Origin of the sequence: Citrobacter sp. Cpo037 (assembly GCF_030332945.1) — a bacterium.
GTDB lineage: Bacteria > Pseudomonadota > Gammaproteobacteria > Enterobacterales > Enterobacteriaceae > Citrobacter > Citrobacter portucalensis.
This window is the reverse complement of the sequence record NZ_JAOWGW010000081.1, coordinates 10,903-32,666: the sequence shown is the minus strand read 5'-3', so window position 1 is coordinate 32,666 and position 21,764 is coordinate 10,903. Positions and strand designations below refer to the sequence as shown.

The following is a 21,764-nucleotide window of genomic DNA, read 5'->3' as shown; positions in this document are numbered from 1 at the left end:
CTGCGAGTTAAATAAAAAAACCCCGCGGAATAAAATCCAGCGGGGTTTTTTTATACGCTACGATTACAGCGGTTGTTGAGCAACGTCATGATGACGGGTCACATCGACCGGCATGCCTGAGCGAATCTCCATCGCATGATCCATGACGGCGGTATCTGTTTGCGCCGCATTTTTAAATGTCTGCATGGACGCGTTCAGCACGATCGGCAGCAGTTGCGGATCGTCATTGATTTTTTCGGACAGCGGTTGGTGTACTTCCACCAGGCGCACGCCATTAGGCTCTACGGATGCTTTAATCGGCGTATTGATAATATTGACCTTAGTTCCGGGCGTTACCTGACGGAACAGGGTTTCGATATCACCGTCGCGCAGGCGAATACAGCCGGAACTGACGCGCATTCCGATGCCAAAATCAGCATTTGTACCGTGCAACAGGTACACGCCGCCGTATGCCGCTAAGCGAATCGCATGATGGCCCATCGGGTTATCCGGACCGGCAGGCACAACGGCAGGCAGGTCAATCCCGTTTGCTTTGTATCGCGCGCGGATATTTGCCGTTGGCGTCCAGGTGGGGTTGGCGCGTTTATCAGAGATGGTGGTTATCATCGTAGGCGTCAGCGTGTCACCACCTAACTGGCCAATACCAATAGGATACACGGTCACCGAATTGGTCCCCGGCTGGTAATAATAAAGACGCAGTTCGGCGAGGTTGATAACAATACCTTCGCGCGGAGCGTCAGGTAGCAAAGTTTGTAACGGGATCGTCAAAACGCTGCCCGGACGTGGTACGTAAGGGTCAACGCCAGGGTTGGCCTGCAGTAGCGCGAGAAAGCCGACATTGTACTTTTTCGCAATCGCCTCCAGAGAACCGCCATTGTCTTCAACAACATGAACGGCATTCTGACCCACCAGACGGCTTCCCGGTGGGGGCAGCGGCCAGGTGTTTGCCTGAGCCGGAAGTGCTAAAGCGAATGTCGCTGCAAGCGTAAAAAACGCGAGCCAGCGAGAGAGTCGTTTATTGTTTAACATCACCATAAATCCATTGTTTTTACGTGGTTTTTATTATGTAAAAGTAAACGAGAATTATGGCTGTTTGCTGTGTCGGGAAGTGCAGGGAAGTGCAAAGAGTTTGTAAATTCATCAGGCCGGGTGAGTGGTGTGCTCACCCGGCCTGTTCGCTATGCTTATGCTACGGCGTTTTCTTCAAGCTGACGCATAAACTGGCGGACCCAGTCGATCCGCGTTTTACGCTCGCTCAACTCCTGCATGAATTTCAGCCGGGTTGGACCGTCCAGACGGAAGTGCTGCGGCTGCTTTTGCAGTAAACCAATCAGCCAGACCGGGTTGACGTGGTTTTTCTCGGCAAATTCAATGGTACCGCCTTTTTCATTGCCTTCGAGCTTTCTGATCCCCAGTTTCTGCGCCTGCTGGCGTAAACGGGCGATATCCAGCAGCGTACGAGCCGGGTCGGGCAGCAAGCCAAAACGGTCTATCAGCTCAACCTTAATTTCTTCCAGTTCGTTTTCGCCTTTTGCACTGGCAATGCGCTTGTAGAACGACAGTCGGGTGTTTACATCCGGGATATAGTCATCCGGCAGCAGAGACGGCATGCGCAGTTCAACTTCGGTTTGCTGGCTGGTGAGATCTTCCAGTGACGGCTCACGCCCTTCTTTGAGCGCATCGACCGCGTTTTCCAGCAGTTCCATATACAGTGAGAAGCCGATGCTTTCCATGGAACCACTCTGATCTTCACCCAGTAATTCCCCGGCGCCGCGAATTTCGAGGTCGTGGGTCGCCAGCGCAAAACCTGCGCCCAAATCTTCCAGCGAGGCGATGGCTTCCAGACGTTTTTGCGCGTCGGTGGTCATTGCTTTCGGATGCGGCGTCAGCAGCCAGGCGTAAGCCTGGTGGTGAGAACGTCCCACACGACCGCGCAGCTGGTGTAATTGCGCTAAACCGAAGTGATCCGCTCGTTCGATGATGATGGTGTTAGCGGTGGGGATGTCGATCCCGGTTTCGATAATGGTGGTACACACCAGCACGTTAAAACGCTGATGGTGGAAATCGTTCATCACGCGTTCCAGTTCGCGCTCGCGCATTTGTCCGTGACCGATACCAATACGCGCTTCCGGCACCAGTTCAGCCAGCCTGTCAGCGGTTTTCTGGATGTTTTCGACGTCGTTAAACAGATAATAAACTTGTCCCCCACGCAGAACTTCACGCAGGATCGCCTCGCGTACCACCAGGTTGTCGTATTCGCGCACGAAGGTTTTGACCGCCAGACGACGAGCGGGTGGTGTGGCGATAATCGACAGATCGCGCATGCCGCTCATTGCCATATTGAGCGTACGTGGAATAGGCGTTGCCGTCAGGGTTAGAATATCGACATCTGCGCGCATCGCCTTGATGCGTTCTTTGTGGCGAACGCCGAAACGGTGCTCTTCATCGACAATCAACAGACCCAGATCTTTTAACTTCACATCCGCTTGCAGCAGTTTGTGCGTGCCGATGAGAATATCAATTTTTCCCTCGGCAACTTGCTCCAGAATCTGCGCTTGCTCTTTGGCACTACGGAAACGGGACAACATTTCAATGCGTACCGGCCAGTTGGCAAAGCGGTCGCGGAAGTTGTCGAAGTGCTGCTGTGCGAGCAGGGTGGTCGGCACCAGCACGGCAACCTGCTTGTGGTTCTCTACGGCGAGAAAGGCCGCGCGCATCGCGACTTCGGTTTTACCAAAGCCGACGTCGCCGCACACCAGGCGGTCCATGGCCAGCGGTTGACACATATCGCTGAGTACCGCGTTAATCGCCTGCGCCTGGTCAGGCGTGGTTTCAAACGGGAAGCTGTCGCAAAACAGCTGGTACTGTTCACGGTCATGCTTAAAGGCAAAGCCTTCTTTCGCCGCGCGCTGGGCATAAATATCCAGCAGCTCTGCCGCCACATCGCGCACCTTCTCAGCGGCTTTCTGTCGGGCGCGTGACCAGGCATCGCCGCCAAGTTTATGCAGCGGCGCATTCTCTTCCGCGCCACCGGCATAGCGGCTGATCAGATGCAGTGACGACACCGGCACGTACAGTTTGGCGTCGTTGGCATAAGTGAGCATCAGGTATTCACCGGTGATGCCGCCCGCTTCCAGCGTGGTCATACCGGCATAACGTCCCACGCCGTGCTCCAGATGCACCACCGGTTGACCGGGATGCAGCTCTGCGAGGTTACGAATTAACGTATCCGGGTTGATGGTGCGACGAGAATCCTGGCGGCGGCGCGCCACGCGTTCCCCAAGCAGATCGCTTTCACAAATCAGCGCCAGATTGCGTTTGCTATCGATGAAGCCGTGCTCAGCTGCGCCAATCATCAGATAACGACCGTTATCTACGGCTTCATCGAGTCGCAATATCCGCTTCGGCGCCACTTTGATACGGGCGAGCAGTTCGCCAAGCGCTTCACGGCGGCCTTCACTTTCCACCGAGAAAATCACCGGACCGGTGAAGCCTTCAAGGAATTTACGTAACGCATCTAACGGCGCTTTTTGCTGCGCCTGAACGGCAATATCCGGCAGCTTCTGGAACCCGAGGTTGGTATTTGCTGCTTTGTTCGCCAGACTCTCGGTTTTCAGTTGAACGCGCGGCCAGCGTTTAAGTTCAGAAAACAGCTCATCAACCCGCAGCCACAGCGATTCCGGCGGCAGAAGCGGGCGCATCGGATCAACACCGCGATTTTCAAAGCGTGACAGGGTATCGGCCTGGAAGCGTTCTGCGCTGGTCTCAATATCACCGGTATTCACCAATAATGTATTGGAGGGGAAGTAGCTGAACAGCGGCGGCAGCGGCTCGCAGAAAAACAGCGGTTGCCAGTATTCAATACCCGCAGGTAACGTGCCTTTGCTAACCTGCTGGTAAATATGTTCGGCGTCGCGTTTCACCTCAAAGGTATCGCGCCACTGGCTACGGAATAGCTCGATGGCCGTTTTGTCAGTCGGGAATTCGTGCGCGGGAAGCAAATTAATGGCATCGACTTCTTCCAGCGTGCGCTGGGTGTCGGTATCAAACAGACGCAGGCTGTCGATTTCGTCATCAAAGAAATCCAGACGATAAGGCAACTCGCTGCCCATCGGGAACAAATCCAACAACGCGCCGCGGGTGGCGTATTCGCCGTGTTCCATGACCTGATCAACATGGCGATAGCCCGCACTGTCCAGCTGTTCACGCAGAGCGTCACGTGAAAGTCGCTGGCCCTTTTTCATGACCAGCGCATGGCCGTGCAGATAGCTGTGCGGACAAACGCGCTGCATCAGTGTATTTACCGGAACGATCAGCACGCCGCGCTGCATGGCAGGCAGTTGATACAGCGTGGAGAGCCGCGAGGAGATAATCTCCTGATGGGGAGAAAAGCTGTCGTAGGGTAGCGTTTCCCAGTCGGCCAGGTTCATCACCATCTGGTCGGTAAACTGACGAATTTCATCATGCAGACGCAGCGCATTTTGCATGTCCGGCGCGATCAGGACCACTGGACCCGCGTGATGTTCGGCGATTTCGGCGACCAGCGTTGCGCAGGCTGCACCGGTAAGCTCACCTAACTGGCGCTGATCGCCAGCTTTCGCCGGGAGCGTATAACGATGTTGTTCAGGCATTCGGTTGTCAGGATCTCGTTTAGATATACATCTGATAAGCAATGTTCTTTATTATCCGTGATCGTTTCTCATAAGCAAATTGATTCGCCCCCTGATGGGGGCAAAAAGCGCGTAGGGGTTAGCGCGAGACAGCCGATAAAGAAGGCGGGGAAAAGAGCAGGTCGGCCACTGTTTTTTGTGAAATTTTACGTACCAACAGGCCAAACAAGGTGCACAGCAGCAGGCAGGCGAACGGATACACCAGCAGCAGGGCCAGCTCCGCATAGGCAGGCCAGGCGGTATAATTGATTTTAGGGATTAGCGTTAAGCTGAACAGCTCAACCAAAATACGGTGGGTGGTGTAGATGGCAATGGTATTGGCACCAATCACGCTTAACGGGCCGGACTCACGCATACCAAAGCGCAGCTCAAATTGATAAAACAGCTTCATGATCAGCACAATGGAAAGCAGAGAAAGTAATAGTGAGACATTTGCCAGCCACGCGACGACGGCGGCGATTGCGCTAACCAGAACAATGACCGCATGGCGGCGCAGAGGCACCTCCTTGATCCATACCATCAGCGTTGCGCCAAACCATGCACCGAGGCTGTACCAGGGCAGATTGCGAATCACGCTGTTCATTCCCCACCACGGCGTCGGGACAAAATTGATCGCCACGCTCAGCACCACAAATAACGCCAACAGCGGCGCCGCCCAGCGGCTGAAAATCTTACACAGAACAAAATAGACAATCAGCGCATACAGATACCACAAGCTGGTGCTGGCGGTCAGCATTCCGTGGGTAAAACCTGCGATCGAACCGGCATAAGCGGCGTTGGCGGCATGGCTCAGATCGCGCTGTGGGGCCAACCAGTTATTGAGCGCGACTAACGCCAGCCATTGCACCACACCCCAAAGTACCAGCACCCAGGCAATGCTCCAGATCCGTTTTTCCACGCAGGTTGTCCACGGGACGCTATCAATGTAGCGACGGATCAGATATCCCGAAATAAAGAAAAACACCGGCATGCGAAATGGCGCCAGGTACAAATTGAGGTAAATCCAGCATTTGCTCAGCAGCTCTGAAAGCGGATGCTGAAAAGTTGTAAGGTGCGGGTAAAATGTGATTACCGAGTGGTAAATCACCACCAGACAAATACATAACCCTTTGATTTGATTAATCCATAGTTCTTTTTTCTTCATCGAGACGGCGTATCCATATTGTTGGCTATAGCCTGCCATCCTGCGCAACCCACTGTGCGCTGTAATGCGTAACTGTCTGCATTTTGTTTTTTTAAGATAAAGATCAGGGACCCGGGCTGAAGGGAAGAGGGACAACTTTAGCGAATTGATTTATTTATACTTTTAGGAATAGTGCTGACGAACACTTACGGTTCAGTCATTTACCCATTCCGCTTTCGCTTATATACTCGTGACTTTGCTAACAGCAACCAGACGGATTTCATGTACCAACCTGTCGCTCTATTCATCGGCCTGCGTTATATGCGTGGGCGTGCAGCAGATCGCTTCGGTCGCTTCGTTTCCTGGCTCTCCACCATAGGCATTACTCTCGGGGTAATGGCGCTGGTCACGGTGTTGTCGGTGATGAACGGTTTCGAGCGCGAGCTGCAAAACAATATTCTTGGCCTGATGCCTCAGGCCGTACTCTCGTCTGAACAGGGTTCCCTCAACCCGCAACAACTGCCGGAAAAAGCGGTGGTGTTGAACGGCGTCAACCGCGTTGCACCCATAACTACGGGAGATGTGGTGCTGCAAAGCGCGCGTAGCGTGGCGGTCGGCGTGATGCTCGGTATCGATCCGGCACAAAAAGATCCGTTAACGCCGTATCTGGTCAATGTGAAGCAAACAGATCTGCAACCGGGTAAGTATAATGTCATCCTCGGCGAGCAGCTTGCCGGGCAGTTGGGCGTGAACCGTGGCGATCAAATCCGTGTGATGGTGCCCTCGGCCAGCCAGTTTACGCCGATGGGGCGTTTGCCGAGCCAGCGTTTGTTTACGGTGATTGGCACTTTCGCCGCCAACAGCGAAGTCGATGGCTACCAGATGCTGACCAACATTCAGGATGCCTCGCGTCTGATGCGCTATCCGGTGGGTAATATCACTGGCTGGCGTCTGTGGCTGAACGAACCGTTAAAAGTTGACACGCTGAGCCAGCAAACGCTGCCGCAAGGCACCAAATGGCAGGACTGGCGCGAGCGCAAAGGGGAACTGTTCCAGGCCGTGCGCATGGAAAAGAACATGATGGGGCTGCTGCTTAGCCTGATCGTGGCGGTGGCGGCTTTTAATATTATTACCTCGCTGGGTCTGATGGTAATGGAGAAGCAAGGGGAAGTGGCGATTTTACAAACGCAGGGGCTAACGCCGCGGCAGATAATGATGGTGTTTATGGTTCAGGGGGCCAGTGCCGGGGTGATTGGCGCGCTGCTGGGCGCTGTACTGGGTGCATTGCTCGCCAGCCAACTGAACAATCTGATGCCAATTATTGGTGTGCTGCTGGATGGCGCTGCGCTGCCGGTCGCTATCGAGCCGCTGCAGGTTATCGTCATTGCGCTGGTGGCGATGGCCATCGCGCTGCTGTCTACGCTTTATCCTTCCTGGCGCGCTGCCGCCACTCAACCCGCTGAGGCTTTACGTTATGAATAAGATCCTGTTGCAATGCGACAACCTGTGCAAACGCTATCAGGAAGGCACTGTGCAGACCGATGTACTGCACGATGTCAGTTTTTGCGTCGGTGAAGGTGAGATGATGGCGATTGTCGGCAGCTCCGGCTCCGGCAAGAGTACGCTGCTGCATCTGTTAGGTGGGTTGGATACCCCGACTTCCGGCGACGTCATTTTTAGCGGTCAGCCAATGAGCAAGCTCTCGTCGGCGGCGAAAGCGGAACTGCGTAATCAGAAGCTGGGCTTTATTTACCAGTTCCACCATTTGCTGCCGGATTTTACCGCGCTGGAAAACGTAGCGATGCCGCTGCTGATCGGCAAGAAAAAACCGGCTGAAATCACCGAGCGCGCACGGGATATGCTGAAAGCAGTAGGGCTGGATCATCGTGCCAGTCATCGCCCGTCTGAACTGTCTGGCGGCGAACGCCAGCGTGTGGCCATCGCGCGTGCGCTGGTGAATAACCCGCGCCTGGTCCTGGCAGATGAGCCAACAGGTAACCTGGATGCGCGTAACGCGGACAGCATTTTTGAGCTTCTGGGCGAGCTGAACCGCTCTCAGGGCACGGCATTTCTGGTGGTGACGCACGATCTGCAACTGGCGAAGCGGATGAGTCGCCAGCTTGAAATGCGCGATGGTCGCCTGACGGCTGAACTGAGCTTGATGGGAGCTGAGTAATGGCTTCGCCTTTATCGTTATTGATTGGTCTGCGCTTTAGCCGTGGTCGGCGTCGCGGCGGTATGGTTTCTTTGATTTCGGTGATATCTACCGTTGGCATCGCGTTGGGTGTGGCGGTGCTGATCGTCGGTTTAAGTGCCATGAACGGATTTGAGCGTGAGCTGAACAACCGTATTCTGGCCGTAGTCCCACACGGAGAGATTGAAGCCGTAAATCAACCGTGGAATAACTGGCAGGAAGCGCTCGACAAGGTACAAAAAGTGCCGGGTATTGTCGCCGCGGCGCCTTATATCAACTTTACCGGACTGGTGGAGAGCGGGGCGAACTTACGCGCGGTGCAGGTGAAGGGCGTTGACCCGAAACAGGAACAGCGTTTAAGCGCGCTGCCATCCTTTGTGCAAAACCACGCCTGGGATAATTTTAAAGCCGGTGAACAACAAATCATCATTGGTAAGGGTATTGCCGATGCGCTGAAGGTGAAGCAGGGCGACTGGGTGTCGATTATGATCCCTAACGCCAGTGCGGATCATAAGCTACAGCAGCCTAAACGCGTGCGTTTGCACGTGACGGGGATCCTGCAACTGAGCGGTCAGCTCGATCACAGCTTTGCCATGATCCCAATGGAAGATGCGCAGCAATATCTCGATATGGGAACCAGCGTTTCCGGGATCGCGCTGAAGGTTAACGACGTGTTTAACGCCAATAAGCTGGTGCGAGACGCGGGTGAAGTCACCAATAACTATGTTTACATCAAGAGCTGGATTGGCACCTACGGCTATATGTACCGCGATATTCAAATGATCCGCGCCATTATGTATCTGGCTATGGTGCTGGTGATTGGCGTGGCCTGTTTTAATATCGTTTCCACGTTAGTGATGGCGGTAAAAGACAAAAGTGGCGATATTGCGGTATTAAGAACACTCGGGGCGAAAGATGGGTTGATCCGTGCCATTTTTGTCTGGTACGGCCTGCTGGCGGGTCTGTTCGGTAGCCTGATAGGCGTCGTCATCGGGGTGGTTGTCTCGTTGCAACTGACGCCGATCATAAACGGGATTGAGGCGCTTATCGGCCATCAGTTCCTGTCCGGCGATATCTATTTCATTGACTTCCTGCCATCGGAATTACACTGGCTGGATGTGATTTACGTGCTGGTGACAGCACTCGTGCTGAGTCTTTTGGCAAGTTGGTATCCGGCGCGTCGCGCCAGCAATATTGATCCTGCGAGAGTACTTAGCGGCCAATAACAACAATAATACACGACAGCATTCATGCTGCATCAAGGCGTAGCCAACGCAGAGGCATCTTGAAGGATGACGTGTATCAAGGAGCGGTGATGTATTACGGATTTGACATCGGCGGGACCAAAATTGCGCTGGGCGTGTTTGATAAGCAACGTCGTCTGCAATGGGAAACTCGCGTTCCTACGCCTCGCGACAGCTACGACGCTTTCCTTGATGCGGTCTGCAATCTGGTGACGGAAGCAGATCAGCGGTTTGGCATCAAAGGTTCGGTAGGCATCGGCATTCCGGGCATGCCGGAAACCGAAGACGGCACGCTGTACGCGGCCAACGTTCCTGCCGCCAGTGGCAAACCGCTCCGCGCCGATCTCAGCGCTCGCCTTGACCGCGATGTGCGTCTGGATAACGATGCGAACTGTTTTGCTCTCTCCGAAGCCTGGGATGACGAGTTCACCCAGTATCCGCTGGTGATGGGGTTGATCCTCGGTACGGGCGTCGGCGGCGGCCTGGTGCTTAACGGGAAATCCATCACCGGACGCAGCTATATCACCGGTGAGTTTGGTCATATTCGTTTGCCGGTTGATGCGCTGACGCTGATGGGCTTTGATTTCCCGTTGCGCCGCTGCGGATGCGGTCAACTGGGATGCATCGAAAGCTATCTTTCCGGCGGTGGATTTGCGTGGTTGTATCAGCATTACTACCATCAACCGCTGGATGCCCGCGAAATTATCGCGCTGTGGGAGCAGGGTGATGAGCACGCGCGGGCCCACGTTGAACGCTATCTGGATTTGCTGGCGGTGTGTCTTGGGAATATCCTGACTATCGTCGATCCTGATTTAGTGGTGATTGGCGGAGGCTTGTCGAATTTTACCGCTATTACGACGCAACTGGCGAACCGACTGCCGCGTCATCTGCTGCCGGTTGCCCGGGTACCGCGTATTGAGCAGGCACGGCACGGTGATGCCGGCGGGATGCGCGGGGCTGCTTTCCTACATCTTACCGATTAATACAAAGAGGTTGTTATGCTGTCGCGTCGGGGTCATCGGTTAAGCCGCTTTCGTAAAAATAAACGCCATTTGCGCGATCGCCTGCGTCAACGAATCTTTTTCAGAGACAGAGTGGTGCCTGAATTGATGGAAAAACCAAGAGTGCTGGTACTGACTGGAGCGGGAATCTCCGCTGAGTCAGGAATTCGAACATTCCGCGCGGCGGATGGTCTCTGGGAAGAACATCGGGTAGAGGACGTTGCGACTCCGGAAGGATTTAGTCGAAACCCGGAACTGGTTCAGTCGTTTTATAACGCCCGTCGCCATCAGTTGCAACAGCCGGAAATCCAGCCCAACGCGGCGCATATCGCACTGGCAAAACTCGAAGCCGAGTTGGGCGATCGTTTTTTATTGGTGACGCAGAACATTGATAATCTGCATGAGCGTGCGGGCAGCCAGAACGTTATCCATATGCACGGCGAGTTGCTCAAAGTTCGCTGTTCGCAAAGCGGGCAGATTCTGGAATGGACGGGCGATGTGACCCCGGAAGATAAATGTCATTGCTGCCAGTTTCCGGCGCCGCTGCGACCACACGTAGTGTGGTTTGGTGAAATGCCGCTGGGTATGGATGAAATTTATATGGCACTGGCAATGGCAGATGTGTTCATTGCGATTGGCACATCGGGACATGTTTATCCGGCAGCGGGTTTTGTGCATGAGGCGCGGCTGCATGGGGCACATACGGTAGAACTAAATCTCGAACCGAGCCAGGTAGGCAGCGAGTTTGAAGAGAAGTATTACGGTCCGGCAAGCCAGGTAGTGCCTGAGTTTGTTGAGAAGTTATTGAAAGGGCTGTGATTTTTTTTGCCGGATGGCGGTAAATGCCTTATCCGGCCTACGGTTTGCATTTATGTAGGCCCGATAAGCGTCGCGCCATCGGGCATTCCTTACAACGCTGAATTAGCGTCCTGCTTTTAGCTTCTGATAATACTCTTCGTAGATAGCACTGGCGGAACCGACATCGTTCTGCCATTCCCCTTTGTTGATGGTTTCTGCATCAGGGTAGAGCGTTTTGTCGTTCGCGACCTCAGGACTTAACAGCTTGCGTGCTGCCAGGTTTGGCGTCGGGTAACCGATAGTTTCTGCGACTTCTTTCGCCACGTCCGGGCGCAGCAGGAAGTTAATCAGCTTCAGCGCACCTTCTTTGTTTTTCGCGTTAGCCGGAATAGACAGGCTGTCCATCCAGAAAATGCCACCTTCTTTTGGCCAAACTACTTCCAGCGGTGTGCCCGCCTGACGCGCAACATACGCGGAGCCGTTCCACACCATCCCCAGATTAACTTCGCCTTCCATATACGGGTTGGCCGGGTTGTCAGAGTTAAATGCAGCAACGTTAGGCATCAGCTTCTTCAACTCGTTATAGGCGGCTTCAATCTCTTTAGGATCGGTGGTATTGCCGGAATATCCCAGCTTGCGCAGCGCCATCTGGAACACTTCTCGCGCATCATCCGTTAACAGCAGACTGCCTTTGTACTCCGGCTTCCACAGATCGGCCCAACTGGTGACGGTTTTAGGATCGATAGCATCGCTGTTGACGCCAATGGCCGTCGCACCCCAGATATACGGGATGGAGTAGTCATTGTTCGGGTCAAACGGCTTGTTGAGCATTTCCGGATCGAGGTTGTGGAAGTTGGTCAACGTCGACTTGTCGATCTTCTGGATCATGCCTTCTTTACGCATTTTATCGACGTAATAGGTGGACGGAACCACCAAATCGTATGCGCCGTCTTTATAGGTTTTGAGCTTGGCGTACATGGTTTCATTCGACTCGTAGGTCGAATAGATAACCTTAATGCCGGTTTCTTTGGTGAACTGTTCCAGCAGACCCGGTGGTACGTATTCAGTCCAGTTATAGAAATAGAGCGTGTTGTTGTCATTCGCGTGAGCGGCGCTCATGCCCAGTGCCAGAGCACCCGCCGCGAGCAGGTGGCGTGACCATTTTTTCATCATTTAACGTCCCCTGAATTAAGGGCCTTAGCGGCCCTTGGTTTTATCACGTGCAATAAGCTGGCTGGCAATTACCATAACCAGCGACAGAACCAACAAAATGGTCGCCAGCGCGTTCACCTCTGGTGATACGCCGACTTTAACCATTGAGTAGATTTTTAATGGCAAAATTTCATAACCCGGTCCGGTGACGAAAGATGAAACAACAACATCATCCATCGACAGCGTAAAACTCAGCAACCAACCCGCAGCCACCGCAGGCATAGCCAGTGGTAGTATTATCTTGCGCAGAATAGTTACTTCGCTGGCACCCAAATCTTTAGCCGCCTCAAGCATGCGGACATCAAAACCTTTCAGGCGAGAGTAAACCGTCACCACCACAAAAGGCAGACAAAAAGTGATATGCGAGAACAGCAGCGACCAGAAACCCAGTTGAATGCCGATCAGCATAAACAGCACCAGCAGAGATATTGCCATCACAATATCCGGCGACATCATCACCACGAACAGCATGCCACTGACGAACGGTTTACCGCGAAAACGGTAACGGTACAGCGCAACCGCAGTAAGTGAGCCGATCAAGGTGGCAAACGTGGCGGATAGCACCGCCATCGTCAGCGAGTGCTGTGCTGCCTGCAACAGGCTGTCGTTATTCATTAGCAGGCCGTACCATTTGGTAGTAAAACCCTGCCAGTTGATGCCAAAGCGCGAACTGTTAAAGGAGTTCACAATCAGAATGATGATTGGAATATACAGATACGCGTAGATAGCGGTCATAAAACCGCCGCGAAGCAGTCGACCGATCATTCGAGTTCCACCTTCTTGTTCAGTAAGCGGGAGGCGCGCCAGTAGATCAGCAGCATCAGACCCATCACGATGGTCAGCGTAATGCTGGTGGCTGCACCAAACGGCCAGTCGCGGATGTTCAGGAACTGAACTTTAATTACGTTACCAATCAGCAGGTTTTTCGCACCGCCCATTAAGTCGGAAACGTAAAACAGCCCCATTGCGGGCAGCATGACCAGCAGGCATCCGGCGATAATCCCCGGCATCGTCAACGGAATAATGATGCGAGTGAAGGTCTGAAGCTTATTGGCACCTAAATCGCGTGCGGCTTCCAGCAGCGGTTTATCGAGCTTTTCAATGCTGGAATAGAGCGGCATCACCATAAACGGCAGCAGGATGTATACCAGCCCGATAATCACCGCGCTGGGGGTAAACATAATGCGAATGGGTGTATCGATAACGCCGAGCCATAACAGAAACTCGTTGAGATAGCCTTTGGTACTGAGGAAAATTTTGAGTCCGTAGATGCGAATAAGGGAATTGGTCCAGAACGGAACAATCAGCAGGAATAGCAGCAGCGGGCGTACTTTTTCCGGCAGTTTCACCAAAAACCAGGCAAACGGGTAGCCGAGTACCAGACAGGCGAGCGTGGCAATCAGCGCCATATTGAGGGAGTGAACCAGCACCTCAAAATAGAGCGGATCGAGCAGACGCGTATAGTTCTCCAGCGTAAAGACCATTTTGACGAAATTGGCGTCGTCACGGGTCAAAAAGCTGGTGCCGATGATCATCAGGTTGGGCAGAAAGACAAATAACACAAGCCAACCGACAATGGTGAAGATCACCACACTCTGGAATTTACTTGTGCTCTTCATCAGCCAGTACGACCTCCCAGCTTTCTACCCAGTTAATTGCCATTTTCTGGTCGAGCGAGTGGTCAAAGTCAGGATCATCTTCGTTGAAGAATTCGCTGACCATCACCATCTTGCCATTTTCCAGTTCTACAACCGACTCCAGCGTCATGCCTTTGTAGTTGCGTTCGCGCACGTAGCCGATCAGGCCTTCGATATGATTATCATCGTTGATTTCATCAACGCGTAAATCTTCAGGGCGTAACAGAACGTGCAGCTTTTGTCCGGGAACTACCGCGAAGTTGACATAAATATTGCACTCGCGGCCTTCAACGTTAGCACGAACACGTTGTTCATCCAGACGTTCAATCACCGTGGCGTTAAACATATTGATCTCGCCGATAAACCCGGCGACAAACAGATTCTTTGGCTCTTCGTAGATTTCGCGCGGCGTACCGTCCTGCTCAATCTTACCATCGCGCATCACCACGATGCGGTCAGACATAGTCAGCGCTTCTTCCTGATCGTGTGTGACAAAGACAAAAGTGATACCAAGCTTACGCTGCAGCGCTTTCAGTTCGTTCTGCATCTGCTTACGCAGCTTGTAGTCCAGCGCAGAGAGGGATTCATCTAACAAGAGTAAGCGGGGTTTGTTGACCACTGCTCGGGCAATCGCTACGCGCTGCTGCTGTCCGCCGGAAAGTTGATGCGGTTTTCGCTGGGCGAACTCTTCCAGTTGCACCATGCGCAGGGCTTCGGTAACGCGGGGAGAAATGTCGGCTGCGGGCGTTTTTTGCATGCGTAAACCAAAGGCCACATTCTCAAACACAGTCATGTGGGGGAATAGCGCATAGCTTTGGAAGACGGTATTCACGTAGCGATTTTCCGCTGGAACGTGAGTGATGTCCTCGTTGTCCAACAAAATATGACCGGAATCAACCGTTTCCAGACCGGCAATCAGGCGAAGAACGGTTGTTTTACCGCAGCCAGAGGGGCCAAGCAGCGTAAGAAACTCGCCATTATTGATGGTCAAATCCAGGCTGGAAATCACCTCTTTGCCATCGAAACTTTTGCGAATTCCCGCTAATTGCACCAGTGGAGAAAGCGAACGCGGTTGTTTATTCAATTTTTTACTCTGTCCCATGTAAACGCAACGGATGGCTGACCGATGCGGGGTTTGTGGTTAACCACCTTGATGACTCTTAATGAGGGCCGTTATTCTACGGCAAACCATTGTAATCGCCAATCCTTGTTGCGAATTACTGACTTAGCCCTATAGTCAGAGGGGATGTCAGGGCGAAATATTCTCACTTGCGGGGATAAAAGTGACCTGACGCAATATTTGTCTTTTGTTGCTTATTGATAATGTTGTCACAAAAAGTGAGGGTGACTGCATGGATAAACTACTTGAGCGTTTTTTACACTACGTGTCGCTGGACACCCAATCAAAATCGGGCGTGCGGCAGGTACCCAGCACCGAAGGACAGTGGAAATTATTACAACTGCTCAAACAACAGCTCGAAGAGATGGGGCTGGTTAATATTTCACTGAGCGAAAAAGGCACGCTGATGGCAACGTTACCTGCTAACGTTGCTGGTAATATTCCTGCGATCGGCTTTATTTCCCATGTGGATACCTCACCGGATTTCAGCGGTAAAAATGTCAATCCGCAAATCGTTGAAAACTATCGCGGTGGCGATATTGCGTTAGGCATTGGTGATGAAGTTTTATCGCCGGTGATGTTCCCGGTGCTGCATCAACTTCTGGGTCAGACGCTGATCACCACAGACGGTAAAACGTTGTTGGGCGCGGATGATAAAGCAGGCGTGGCGGAAATCATGACCGCACTGGCTGTGCTTATCCAAAAAAATATTCCGCACGGTGATATCCGCGTGGCCTTTACGCCGGACGAAGAGGTGGGTAAAGGGGCGAAGCATTTTGATGTTGCGGCATTCGATGCGCAGTGGGCCTATACCGTTGACGGTGGTGGCGTAGGTGAGCTGGAGTTTGAAAACTTCAACGCCGCGTCGGTTAATATCAAAATTGTTGGCAACAATGTGCATCCCGGCACCGCAAAAGGGGTGATGGTGAATGCGCTGTCCTTGGCGGCGCGTATTCACGCTGAGGTTCCGGCAGATGAAAGCCCTGAAAAGACGGAAGGCTATGAAGGCTTTTATCATCTGGCGAGCATGAAAGGGACGGTCGATCGGGCGGATATGCACTACATTATTCGTGATTTTGACCGTAAGCAGTTTGAAGCGCGTAAACGCAAGATCATGGATATCGCCAAGAAGGTTGGCAAAGGGTTACACCCAGACTGCTATATCGAACTGGTGATTGAAGACAGTTACTACAATATGCGCGAAAAAGTGATTGAGCATCCGCACGTGCTGGATATCGCCCAGCAGGCGATGCGCGATTGTGATATTGAGCCGGTGCTGAAACCGATCCGTGGCGGCACTGACGGCGCGCAGCTGTCGTTTATGGGATTACCGTGTCCGAATCTGTTCACCGGCGGCTACAACTATCATGGCAAGCATGAGTTTGTGACGCTGGAAGGAATGGAAAAAGCGGTGCAGGTGATTGTGCGTATTGCTGAATTGGCCGCGAAACAAAAATAAAGCATGTGTAGTTGCCGGATGGCGCTTTGCTTATCCGGCCTACAATATTTCACTCCAGTAGGCCTGATAAGACGCATGGCGTCGCATCAGGCACAGTCTATTACCCTTCGAAGAACCAGTACCCGCTGTTGACCAGCGCGGCAAGCATGGCAAGGAAAGAAGGATCCTCCAGCGCATCCTCAAAGTTCTCAGCCGTCAGCACAATATGACTGGCCAGCGCTTCCAGCGCAGGACGATGTGGCGAGTCAATTTTCTCACCGTTAGCGTAGACGTCATCGCCAATGCGCAATACGCGCAATCCGCCCAGACGCACTAACACATCACCTTGTTTCAGGGCATCATAAATTTCGTCTGGCTGATACGGTGGCTCCGGCGGGGCAATATCCAGCTCATGACGAGACTGAGAGATAAACTCGCCAAACCACTGCTGAAAATGTTCTGGCTGATTAATCAGACCCAGCATCATTTCGCGCAGCTTGTCCATTTCCTGCGGCAGAACATCTGCCGGATGATCGCGCGGTGGCAGGTCAGGATCGCTGTAATAGGTGCTGCCCAGTTCGCGTTGCAAAACGTAATCGGCGAACCCGCTGATCAGCTCGCGAGTGTTTGGCGCGCGGAAGCCAACCGAATAGTTCATCGCGTTTTCTAACGCATAGCCTTCGTGCGGGAATCCCGGTGGAATGTACAGGATATCGCCGGGTTCCAGCTCTTCATCAATGATGGCTTCGAACGGGTCGACCTGAAGAAGATCCGGGTGAGGGCAGTGCTGCTTCAACTGCAGCTTTTCGCCTACGCGCCAGCGACGACGACCGGTTCCCTGAATGATAAATACATCGTACTGATCCAGGTGCGGGCCAACGCCGCCGCCGGGTACAGAGAAAGAAATCATCAGATCGTCGATACGCCAGTCCGGTAATTCACGGAACGGGCGCATCAGCGCGGCGGTAGGTTCGTGCCAGTGGTTGACCGCCTGCACCAGCAAAGACCAGTTGTTCTCGCCAAGATGGTCGTAGCTTTCGAAGGGACCATGGCTAACCTGCCATTTACCATCCTGATGGCTGACGAGTCGGCTGTCGACCTCGCTTTCCATTGCCAGTCCAGCCAGTTCGTCAGGAGAAAGAGGATCAATAAAGTTATTAAACCCGCGTTTTAAGACCACCGGGCGTTTCTGCCAGTGGCGTTCAAGAAAATCGGGCCAGTTAAGTGTGAGTTGGTATTCCATAGTGAGCATCCCGCAGGCTGGTATCTGCAACCGATTATAACGGATACTTAACCTCAAGCGTGAAGTCAGTACATATTTATTACATGCGACGATTACTCGTCTTTCTGGCCCGGCTGCTGGCGGCCAAAAATAACTTCCATGCGCGCTCCACCCAGCAGGCTATCACCAGCAATAATTTGCCCGTCATACTGTTCGGTGATTTCTCGCGCCACCGCCAGACCGACGCCTTGTCCGGGACGTAGTGTATCTACGCGCTGTCCACGGTCAAACACCACTTCCCGTTTGCTTTGCGGAATACCAGGACCATCGTCTTCGACCAGAATATGCAGCTGATCCTCAGACAGTTGCGCCGAAATCTCGACAAACTCCAGACAATATTTACAGGCGTTATCCAGGACGTTGCCCAACACCTCGACAAAGTCATTCTGTTCACCCACAAAGCTGATCTCAGGTGAGATATCGAGATTAATGTTGACCCCTTTACGCTGATACACTTTATTCAGCGCCGAGGTGAGCTTATCCAGCAACGGCGCGACCGGGTGCAGCTCGCGGCTGAGTAGGGCACTGCTGCCACGCATACTGGCGCGATGCAGGTAATAGCCTATCTGTTGGGAAATACGACTGATTTGTTCCAGCATGATAGGCTCTGCGTCGCTGACGTTCATCTTTTCGTTACGCATTGAGCGCAGCGTACTTTGCAGTACCGCTAGTGGCGTTTTCAGGCTATGGGTGAGATCGGTTAACGTGGTGCGGTATTTATCGTAGCGCTCACGTTCGCTTTTTAAAAGTCGATTGAGATTGCGAACCAGGCTGGTCAATTCGCGTGTGGTGGCGGGGTTTAGCATCTCACGATGATGTTCCTCAAGCTCACGGACTTCACGCGCTAGCGACTCAATAGGCCGTAGGCTCCACCAGGCGGCCACCCATAACAGCGGAATGACCAGCAACAAATTGGCGACCAGGACATAAATAAACCAGCTCCAGACCATATACGAGCGCTTTAGCTCTATAGGAATGGTGTCGACAACCACAATGGTCAGTTGCGGCATTCTGGCTGTGGCGGGGTAGACGTTCACCGCCACGGAGTGGGTCATTTCGGCGTCGTCATCATCTTCTCTGACTTCTTTTAACTGCTGCTGAGCGGAGTGATCTTCGCCCAGTAAAGTGCTGGTGGCGTCTACATTGGCTTCAATTTCATGAAAACCGTTCGTTTTTAGCCAGTCCGGTTGGATACTTTTCGTCAGCCAGGGAACATTGCGCTGCGCCCACAACAATTCACCGCTTTCGTTATAGATCAGCGACATTGTTGGACTTTGCATGTCGAGATGTTCAGGCAGCTCGACGTTTATCTTGCCGTTTTCCCACTTTGCCAGGGTATAAAACAGATTACTTTCACCCCGCAGCAGGCGGAACGTTGTCTTATCAAAGCTGACGCTGTAGCCCACCAGGGCAACCATGCCGTAGGCCAGTGAGAGCACCAACACCACGCCCGCAGTTGCCAGTAAAAAGCGCAACCGCAGCGATAGCGGGAAAAAATGACGCAATAGTTTATTCATTAGCGCAGTTCAAAAAGATATCCCTGACCACGCACGGTGGTGATGACGTCGTCCGGATACTGCGCCTGTATTTTCTTACGCAGACGTCCCATTAGAACATCAATGGTGTGACTTTCGCGCAGCTCGGCATCCGGATAAAGCTGCAGCATGAGCGAATCTTTACTGACCACTTTGCCATTATTACGGATGAGCGTTTCCATAATGGTGTATTCAAACGCAGTGAGCTTGATAACTTCATCATTGACGGATAACTCGCGTCGAGAGAGGTCCACCTGAAAAGGCGGAAGGGAGATAATTTGCGATGCCAGACCGCTGTTGCGGCGCATCAGTGCCTGCATGCGCGCAGCCACTTCTTCGATGTGAAACGGTTTGGTGACATAATCGTCAGCGCCAGCGCTGAGGACTTCCACCTTGTCCTGCCAGCCTTCGCGCGCGGTTAATACCAGAATCGGCAGCGAAACCTCATTACTGCGCCAGCGGCGGATCAGCGACAAACCATCTTCATCGGGGAGTCCTAAATCAACGATCGCGATATCCGGCAGATGTTCATTCAGATAATAGTCCGCTTCCTTCGCATCTTCTGCATCATCCACCTGATGCCCTAAATCCTGTAACTGAACCTTGAGGTGGTGGCGTAATAAAGCATTATCCTCGACAACCAGTACGCGCATCATCGTTTCTCCCTAAAATAATGGTATGAATAGTTTAACGCTGATTATGTGGATTGAAAGCAGCGCTATGAAATTAAATAACTTTTCTCATGCTCCCCTGCCCGTGGGGGCGCCCTGGGGGCAGTGCCGTTGGCATCTGATTGTTCAGCATGTTGACCTGATCCTGGTTCATGTCGCCAATCCACTTGGAGTAAACCTCGTACACCATGCGCGCATCTTCATGTCCCATCTGACTCGCTATGAATGACGGGTTCGCTCCGGCCATCAACGTCCAGCATGCGTAGGTATGCCGTGACTGATAAGGATTCCTTTCGCGGATATTTGCAAGTTTAGTGCCTCGCTTCCAGCCATAGGCAATCGAGTTCTTGGAGAAGTAACTGCCTTTTTTTGACGAATATGCTGTCGGTGAAAAAACGAAGCGAAGAGATTGCTGCTCAGTTTTTCCGATCTCCCGATGGTGAAATCGAATTTCTTGCTTCGGATTAGCGCCGGTGATTTCGTATTGTTCCTTCAGTGCATCCAGAGCAGGTTTAAGCAACGTTATCGTCCTTATTCCGGCATCTGTCTTAGGGGGTACAAATACTCGCTTATTCGTCAAACTTCTGGATACGTGGATTTCACCTTTTACCAAATCAATGTCTTCCCATGCCAGGGCGCATATCTCGCCCGGTCTCATCCCCGTATGAACGGCAACAATGATGATTAATGCCTGGCTACGGGGAAGGGCGGCTATCAGTGCCTGGTACTCATGAAGTAAAAGTGGGTCGGGATCATTTTTAGATAACTTGAGTCGCGACACTCCTTCATAAGGAGCATGCAATATAAACTGGCTTCGGTTTGCGAGCTTAAGCATTTCTGATAAAACTGCCATCTGTTTATTGACTGTTGAGGGCGCGCGGCCCTGCCTGGCCAGATTCGGCATCGCCGGGTTAATAATTGTCCCGGTTAATAACTCCTTTCGGTAATGCAAAATGTCGGCATGCTCAATATCTACCAGACGGGTATTTTCTCCGATTACACGCAATAACGTATTTACGACCGAAGTAAGCGATAGCAGTGTTGCACCAGATACCTCTAAGGCTTTGGTGTCTGTAAAAAAATCACTTAGTTCTTTAAACGTGGTGATTTTTTTGGTTGTGATGAACTTCTTAAGCGCTTTGGATTCCGGGAAGCGTTCCGCATAGTCGAACTTACCGAGCTGTATTTCACTTGTGATGAGCGCGCGAAGATTTCCAGCTTTTTTGATGTTGCTGTTGTTCACCGTCCAGCCGCGAAGGACTTCGCGGCAACGTTTGCCGCGATAGGTAAAAGTGATCCGTATTTTTCCATTATGCAGCTCAACGCCGGTTGGAAAGTCCATCATGCATCCTGTACTAATTGGTTAATCTTTGGATAGTTGTACCAAAGCAGACCTTTCGAATTGTCAGTTTCCCCGAGAGCTGTCAGATGTTTGAAATGCACGCCTTCGATCCACAAATTCAACCGATAACTTTTAATTTGTCTTTCCGACAAGCCGGTCTTTTCTGTTAGTCGCGCTTCAACCATCCACTCTTCGCTGAAAATGAGTTGCGACATACATAACTCCGATGCCGCCAGCCACAACAGTACATGCTGCAGCTGGCTGTAAGTGAAAACCTAAAATCAGTTTTTTGTCAGGTGCTGCCAGATTGCAGATACGTATTTGACCTGATGCCGGGCGTCAGAAAGCGCATTGTGCATACCTCCCTCAAACGGGATGTCGAAGCGCGGATTGATAACATTGCGTTCGGGCTCCATTGGATTGTAAGATACCCGGCAGCTGATGATCGCCGCCTAAGGTAGTGGTTATTGGTCAAAACTCGTTCCGGAAAGCTTTGG

General features: G+C 52.4%; 19 protein-coding genes. 6 read left to right on the top strand and 13 right to left on the bottom strand.

Annotated features, from left to right (window positions below; translation table 11 throughout):
• Positions 1–63 precede the first annotated feature (63 nt).
• The 3 genes from ldtC to OGX94_RS22665 all read right to left on the bottom strand — a co-directional run bounded on the left by ldtC (position 64) and on the right by OGX94_RS22665 (position 5,814).
• Positions 64–1,029, bottom strand: coding sequence for a L,D-transpeptidase LdtC (ldtC, locus tag OGX94_RS22675; RefSeq protein WP_257661621.1), 966 nt, complete (start codon positions 1,027–1,029; stop codon positions 64–66).
• A gap of 155 nt (positions 1,030–1,184) precedes the next feature.
• Entirely contained in the window at positions 1,185–4,631 is a 3,447-nt protein-coding gene (gene mfd / locus OGX94_RS22670; RefSeq protein ID WP_126956043.1) for a transcription-repair coupling factor, read from the bottom strand.
• Between the two features lie 118 nt (positions 4,632–4,749).
• Positions 4,750–5,814 (bottom strand): acyltransferase family protein, encoded by a 1,065-nt coding sequence (locus OGX94_RS22665; protein ID WP_257661623.1) that lies wholly within the window; start codon positions 5,812–5,814, stop codon positions 4,750–4,752.
• A gap of 261 nt (positions 5,815–6,075) precedes the next feature.
• On the opposite strand from OGX94_RS22665, the gene lolC reads away from it, so the two are divergent.
• From lolC to cobB, 5 genes are all read left to right on the top strand, one after another.
• Positions 6,076–7,275, top strand: a complete 1,200-nt coding sequence (gene lolC / locus OGX94_RS22660; RefSeq protein WP_032934420.1) for a lipoprotein-releasing ABC transporter permease subunit LolC — start codon at positions 6,076–6,078, stop codon at positions 7,273–7,275.
• On the top strand, positions 7,268–7,969 hold the full coding sequence (gene lolD, locus OGX94_RS22655) for a lipoprotein-releasing ABC transporter ATP-binding protein LolD (RefSeq protein WP_003832278.1): 702 nt from the start codon (positions 7,268–7,270) through the stop codon (positions 7,967–7,969). The genes lolC and lolD overlap by 8 nt, the downstream gene beginning before the upstream one ends.
• Positions 7,969–9,213: a lipoprotein-releasing ABC transporter permease subunit LolE gene (lolE, locus tag OGX94_RS22650; protein WP_003030804.1), complete on the top strand. Its 1,245-nt coding sequence runs from the start codon at positions 7,969–7,971 to the stop codon at positions 9,211–9,213. Before lolD ends, lolE begins: the two co-directional genes overlap by 1 nt.
• An 89-nt stretch (positions 9,214–9,302) precedes the next feature.
• Complete coding sequence (nagK, locus tag OGX94_RS22645) at positions 9,303–10,214, top strand: N-acetylglucosamine kinase (protein WP_149335811.1); 912 nt, start codon at positions 9,303–9,305, stop codon at positions 10,212–10,214.
• Between the two features lie 15 nt (positions 10,215–10,229).
• A complete protein-coding gene (cobB, locus tag OGX94_RS22640; protein ID WP_003832281.1) occupies positions 10,230–11,051 on the top strand; it encodes a Sir2 family NAD+-dependent deacetylase in 822 nt (273 codons plus the stop codon).
• 102 nt (positions 11,052–11,153) lie between these two features.
• Here cobB and potD read toward each other — a convergent pair whose 3' ends face one another.
• Genes potD through potA form a run of 4 tightly spaced genes read right to left on the bottom strand, consistent with a single transcriptional unit; the run spans position 11,154 to position 14,981 of the window.
• Positions 11,154–12,200: a spermidine/putrescine ABC transporter substrate-binding protein PotD gene (potD, locus tag OGX94_RS22635; protein WP_003030797.1), complete on the bottom strand. Its 1,047-nt coding sequence runs from the start codon at positions 12,198–12,200 to the stop codon at positions 11,154–11,156.
• 27 nt (positions 12,201–12,227) lie between these two features.
• Positions 12,228–13,007 (bottom strand): spermidine/putrescine ABC transporter permease PotC, encoded by a 780-nt coding sequence (potC, locus tag OGX94_RS22630; protein ID WP_003030794.1) that lies wholly within the window; start codon positions 13,005–13,007, stop codon positions 12,228–12,230.
• Positions 13,004–13,861 (bottom strand): spermidine/putrescine ABC transporter permease PotB, encoded by an 858-nt coding sequence (gene potB / locus OGX94_RS22625; RefSeq protein WP_003832285.1) that lies wholly within the window; start codon positions 13,859–13,861, stop codon positions 13,004–13,006. The genes potC and potB overlap by 4 nt, the downstream gene beginning before the upstream one ends.
• Positions 13,845–14,981: a spermidine/putrescine ABC transporter ATP-binding protein PotA gene (gene potA, locus OGX94_RS22620; protein ID WP_003832287.1), complete on the bottom strand. Its 1,137-nt coding sequence runs from the start codon at positions 14,979–14,981 to the stop codon at positions 13,845–13,847. Before potA ends, potB begins: the two co-directional genes overlap by 17 nt.
• A gap of 250 nt (positions 14,982–15,231) precedes the next feature.
• On the opposite strand from potA, the gene pepT reads away from it, so the two are divergent.
• The gene (gene pepT, locus OGX94_RS22615; RefSeq protein WP_048214418.1) at positions 15,232–16,458 is read left to right on the top strand and encodes a peptidase T; all 1,227 of its coding nucleotides are present in this window, start codon (positions 15,232–15,234) and stop codon (positions 16,456–16,458) included.
• Positions 16,459–16,558: 100 nt separating this feature from the next.
• Here the strand turns inward: pepT and roxA are convergent, their stop codons facing one another.
• The 6 genes from roxA to OGX94_RS22585 all read right to left on the bottom strand — a co-directional run bounded on the left by roxA (position 16,559) and on the right by OGX94_RS22585 (position 21,683).
• The gene (roxA, locus tag OGX94_RS22610; protein WP_003030786.1) at positions 16,559–17,680 is read right to left on the bottom strand and encodes a [50S ribosomal protein L16]-arginine 3-hydroxylase; all 1,122 of its coding nucleotides are present in this window, start codon (positions 17,678–17,680) and stop codon (positions 16,559–16,561) included.
• 92 nt (positions 17,681–17,772) lie between these two features.
• Entirely contained in the window at positions 17,773–19,236 is a 1,464-nt protein-coding gene (phoQ, locus tag OGX94_RS22605; RefSeq protein WP_003832291.1) for a two-component system sensor histidine kinase PhoQ, read from the bottom strand.
• Complete coding sequence (gene phoP, locus OGX94_RS22600; RefSeq protein WP_003846709.1) at positions 19,236–19,907, bottom strand: two-component system response regulator PhoP; 672 nt, start codon at positions 19,905–19,907, stop codon at positions 19,236–19,238. The genes phoQ and phoP overlap by 1 nt, the downstream gene beginning before the upstream one ends.
• A gap of 73 nt (positions 19,908–19,980) precedes the next feature.
• Entirely contained in the window at positions 19,981–21,267 is a 1,287-nt protein-coding gene (locus OGX94_RS22595; protein ID WP_257661737.1) for a site-specific integrase, read from the bottom strand.
• Positions 21,267–21,482: an excisionase family protein gene (gene xisR / locus OGX94_RS22590; protein WP_032943036.1), complete on the bottom strand. Its 216-nt coding sequence runs from the start codon at positions 21,480–21,482 to the stop codon at positions 21,267–21,269. The genes OGX94_RS22595 and xisR overlap by 1 nt, the downstream gene beginning before the upstream one ends.
• 66 nt (positions 21,483–21,548) lie before the next feature.
• Positions 21,549–21,683, bottom strand: coding sequence for a 3'-5' exoribonuclease domain-containing protein (locus OGX94_RS22585; RefSeq protein ID WP_257661625.1), 135 nt, complete (start codon positions 21,681–21,683; stop codon positions 21,549–21,551).
• Positions 21,684–21,764: the final 81 nt, after the last annotated feature.

Bases quoted from the DNA above. Each gene is read 5' to 3' on its own strand.
- cobB (WP_003832281.1), top strand. From the start codon at position 10,230: ATGCTGTCGCGTCGGGGTCATCGGTTAAGCCGCTTTCGTAAAAATAAA.
- pepT (WP_048214418.1), top strand. From the start codon at position 15,232: ATGGATAAACTACTTGAGCGTTTTTTACACTACGTGTCGCTGGACACC.
- potD (WP_003030797.1), bottom strand. From the start codon at position 12,200: ATGAAAAAATGGTCACGCCACCTGCTCGCGGCGGGTGCTCTGGCACTG.
- potB (WP_003832285.1), bottom strand. From the start codon at position 13,861: ATGAAGAGCACAAGTAAATTCCAGAGTGTGGTGATCTTCACCATTGTC.
- mfd (WP_126956043.1), bottom strand. From the start codon at position 4,631: ATGCCTGAACAACATCGTTATACGCTCCCGGCGAAAGCTGGCGATCAG.
- lolC (WP_032934420.1), top strand. From the start codon at position 6,076: ATGTACCAACCTGTCGCTCTATTCATCGGCCTGCGTTATATGCGTGGG.
- ldtC (WP_257661621.1), bottom strand. From the start codon at position 1,029: ATGTTAAACAATAAACGACTCTCTCGCTGGCTCGCGTTTTTTACGCTT.
- xisR (WP_032943036.1), bottom strand. From the start codon at position 21,482: ATGTCGCAACTCATTTTCAGCGAAGAGTGGATGGTTGAAGCGCGACTA.
- potA (WP_003832287.1), bottom strand. From the start codon at position 14,981: ATGGGACAGAGTAAAAAATTGAATAAACAACCGCGTTCGCTTTCTCCA.
- roxA (WP_003030786.1), bottom strand. From the start codon at position 17,680: ATGGAATACCAACTCACACTTAACTGGCCCGATTTTCTTGAACGCCAC.
- lolD (WP_003832278.1), top strand. From the start codon at position 7,268: ATGAATAAGATCCTGTTGCAATGCGACAACCTGTGCAAACGCTATCAG.
- OGX94_RS22595 (WP_257661737.1), bottom strand. From the start codon at position 21,267: ATGGACTTTCCAACCGGCGTTGAGCTGCATAATGGAAAAATACGGATC.
- phoQ (WP_003832291.1), bottom strand. From the start codon at position 19,236: ATGAATAAACTATTGCGTCATTTTTTCCCGCTATCGCTGCGGTTGCGC.
- nagK (WP_149335811.1), top strand. From the start codon at position 9,303: ATGTATTACGGATTTGACATCGGCGGGACCAAAATTGCGCTGGGCGTG.
- potC (WP_003030794.1), bottom strand. From the start codon at position 13,007: ATGATCGGTCGACTGCTTCGCGGCGGTTTTATGACCGCTATCTACGCG.
- lolE (WP_003030804.1), top strand. From the start codon at position 7,969: ATGGCTTCGCCTTTATCGTTATTGATTGGTCTGCGCTTTAGCCGTGGT.
- OGX94_RS22665 (WP_257661623.1), bottom strand. From the start codon at position 5,814: ATGAAGAAAAAAGAACTATGGATTAATCAAATCAAAGGGTTATGTATT.
- phoP (WP_003846709.1), bottom strand. From the start codon at position 19,907: ATGCGCGTACTGGTTGTCGAGGATAATGCTTTATTACGCCACCACCTC.
- OGX94_RS22585 (WP_257661625.1), bottom strand. From the start codon at position 21,683: ATGGAGCCCGAACGCAATGTTATCAATCCGCGCTTCGACATCCCGTTT.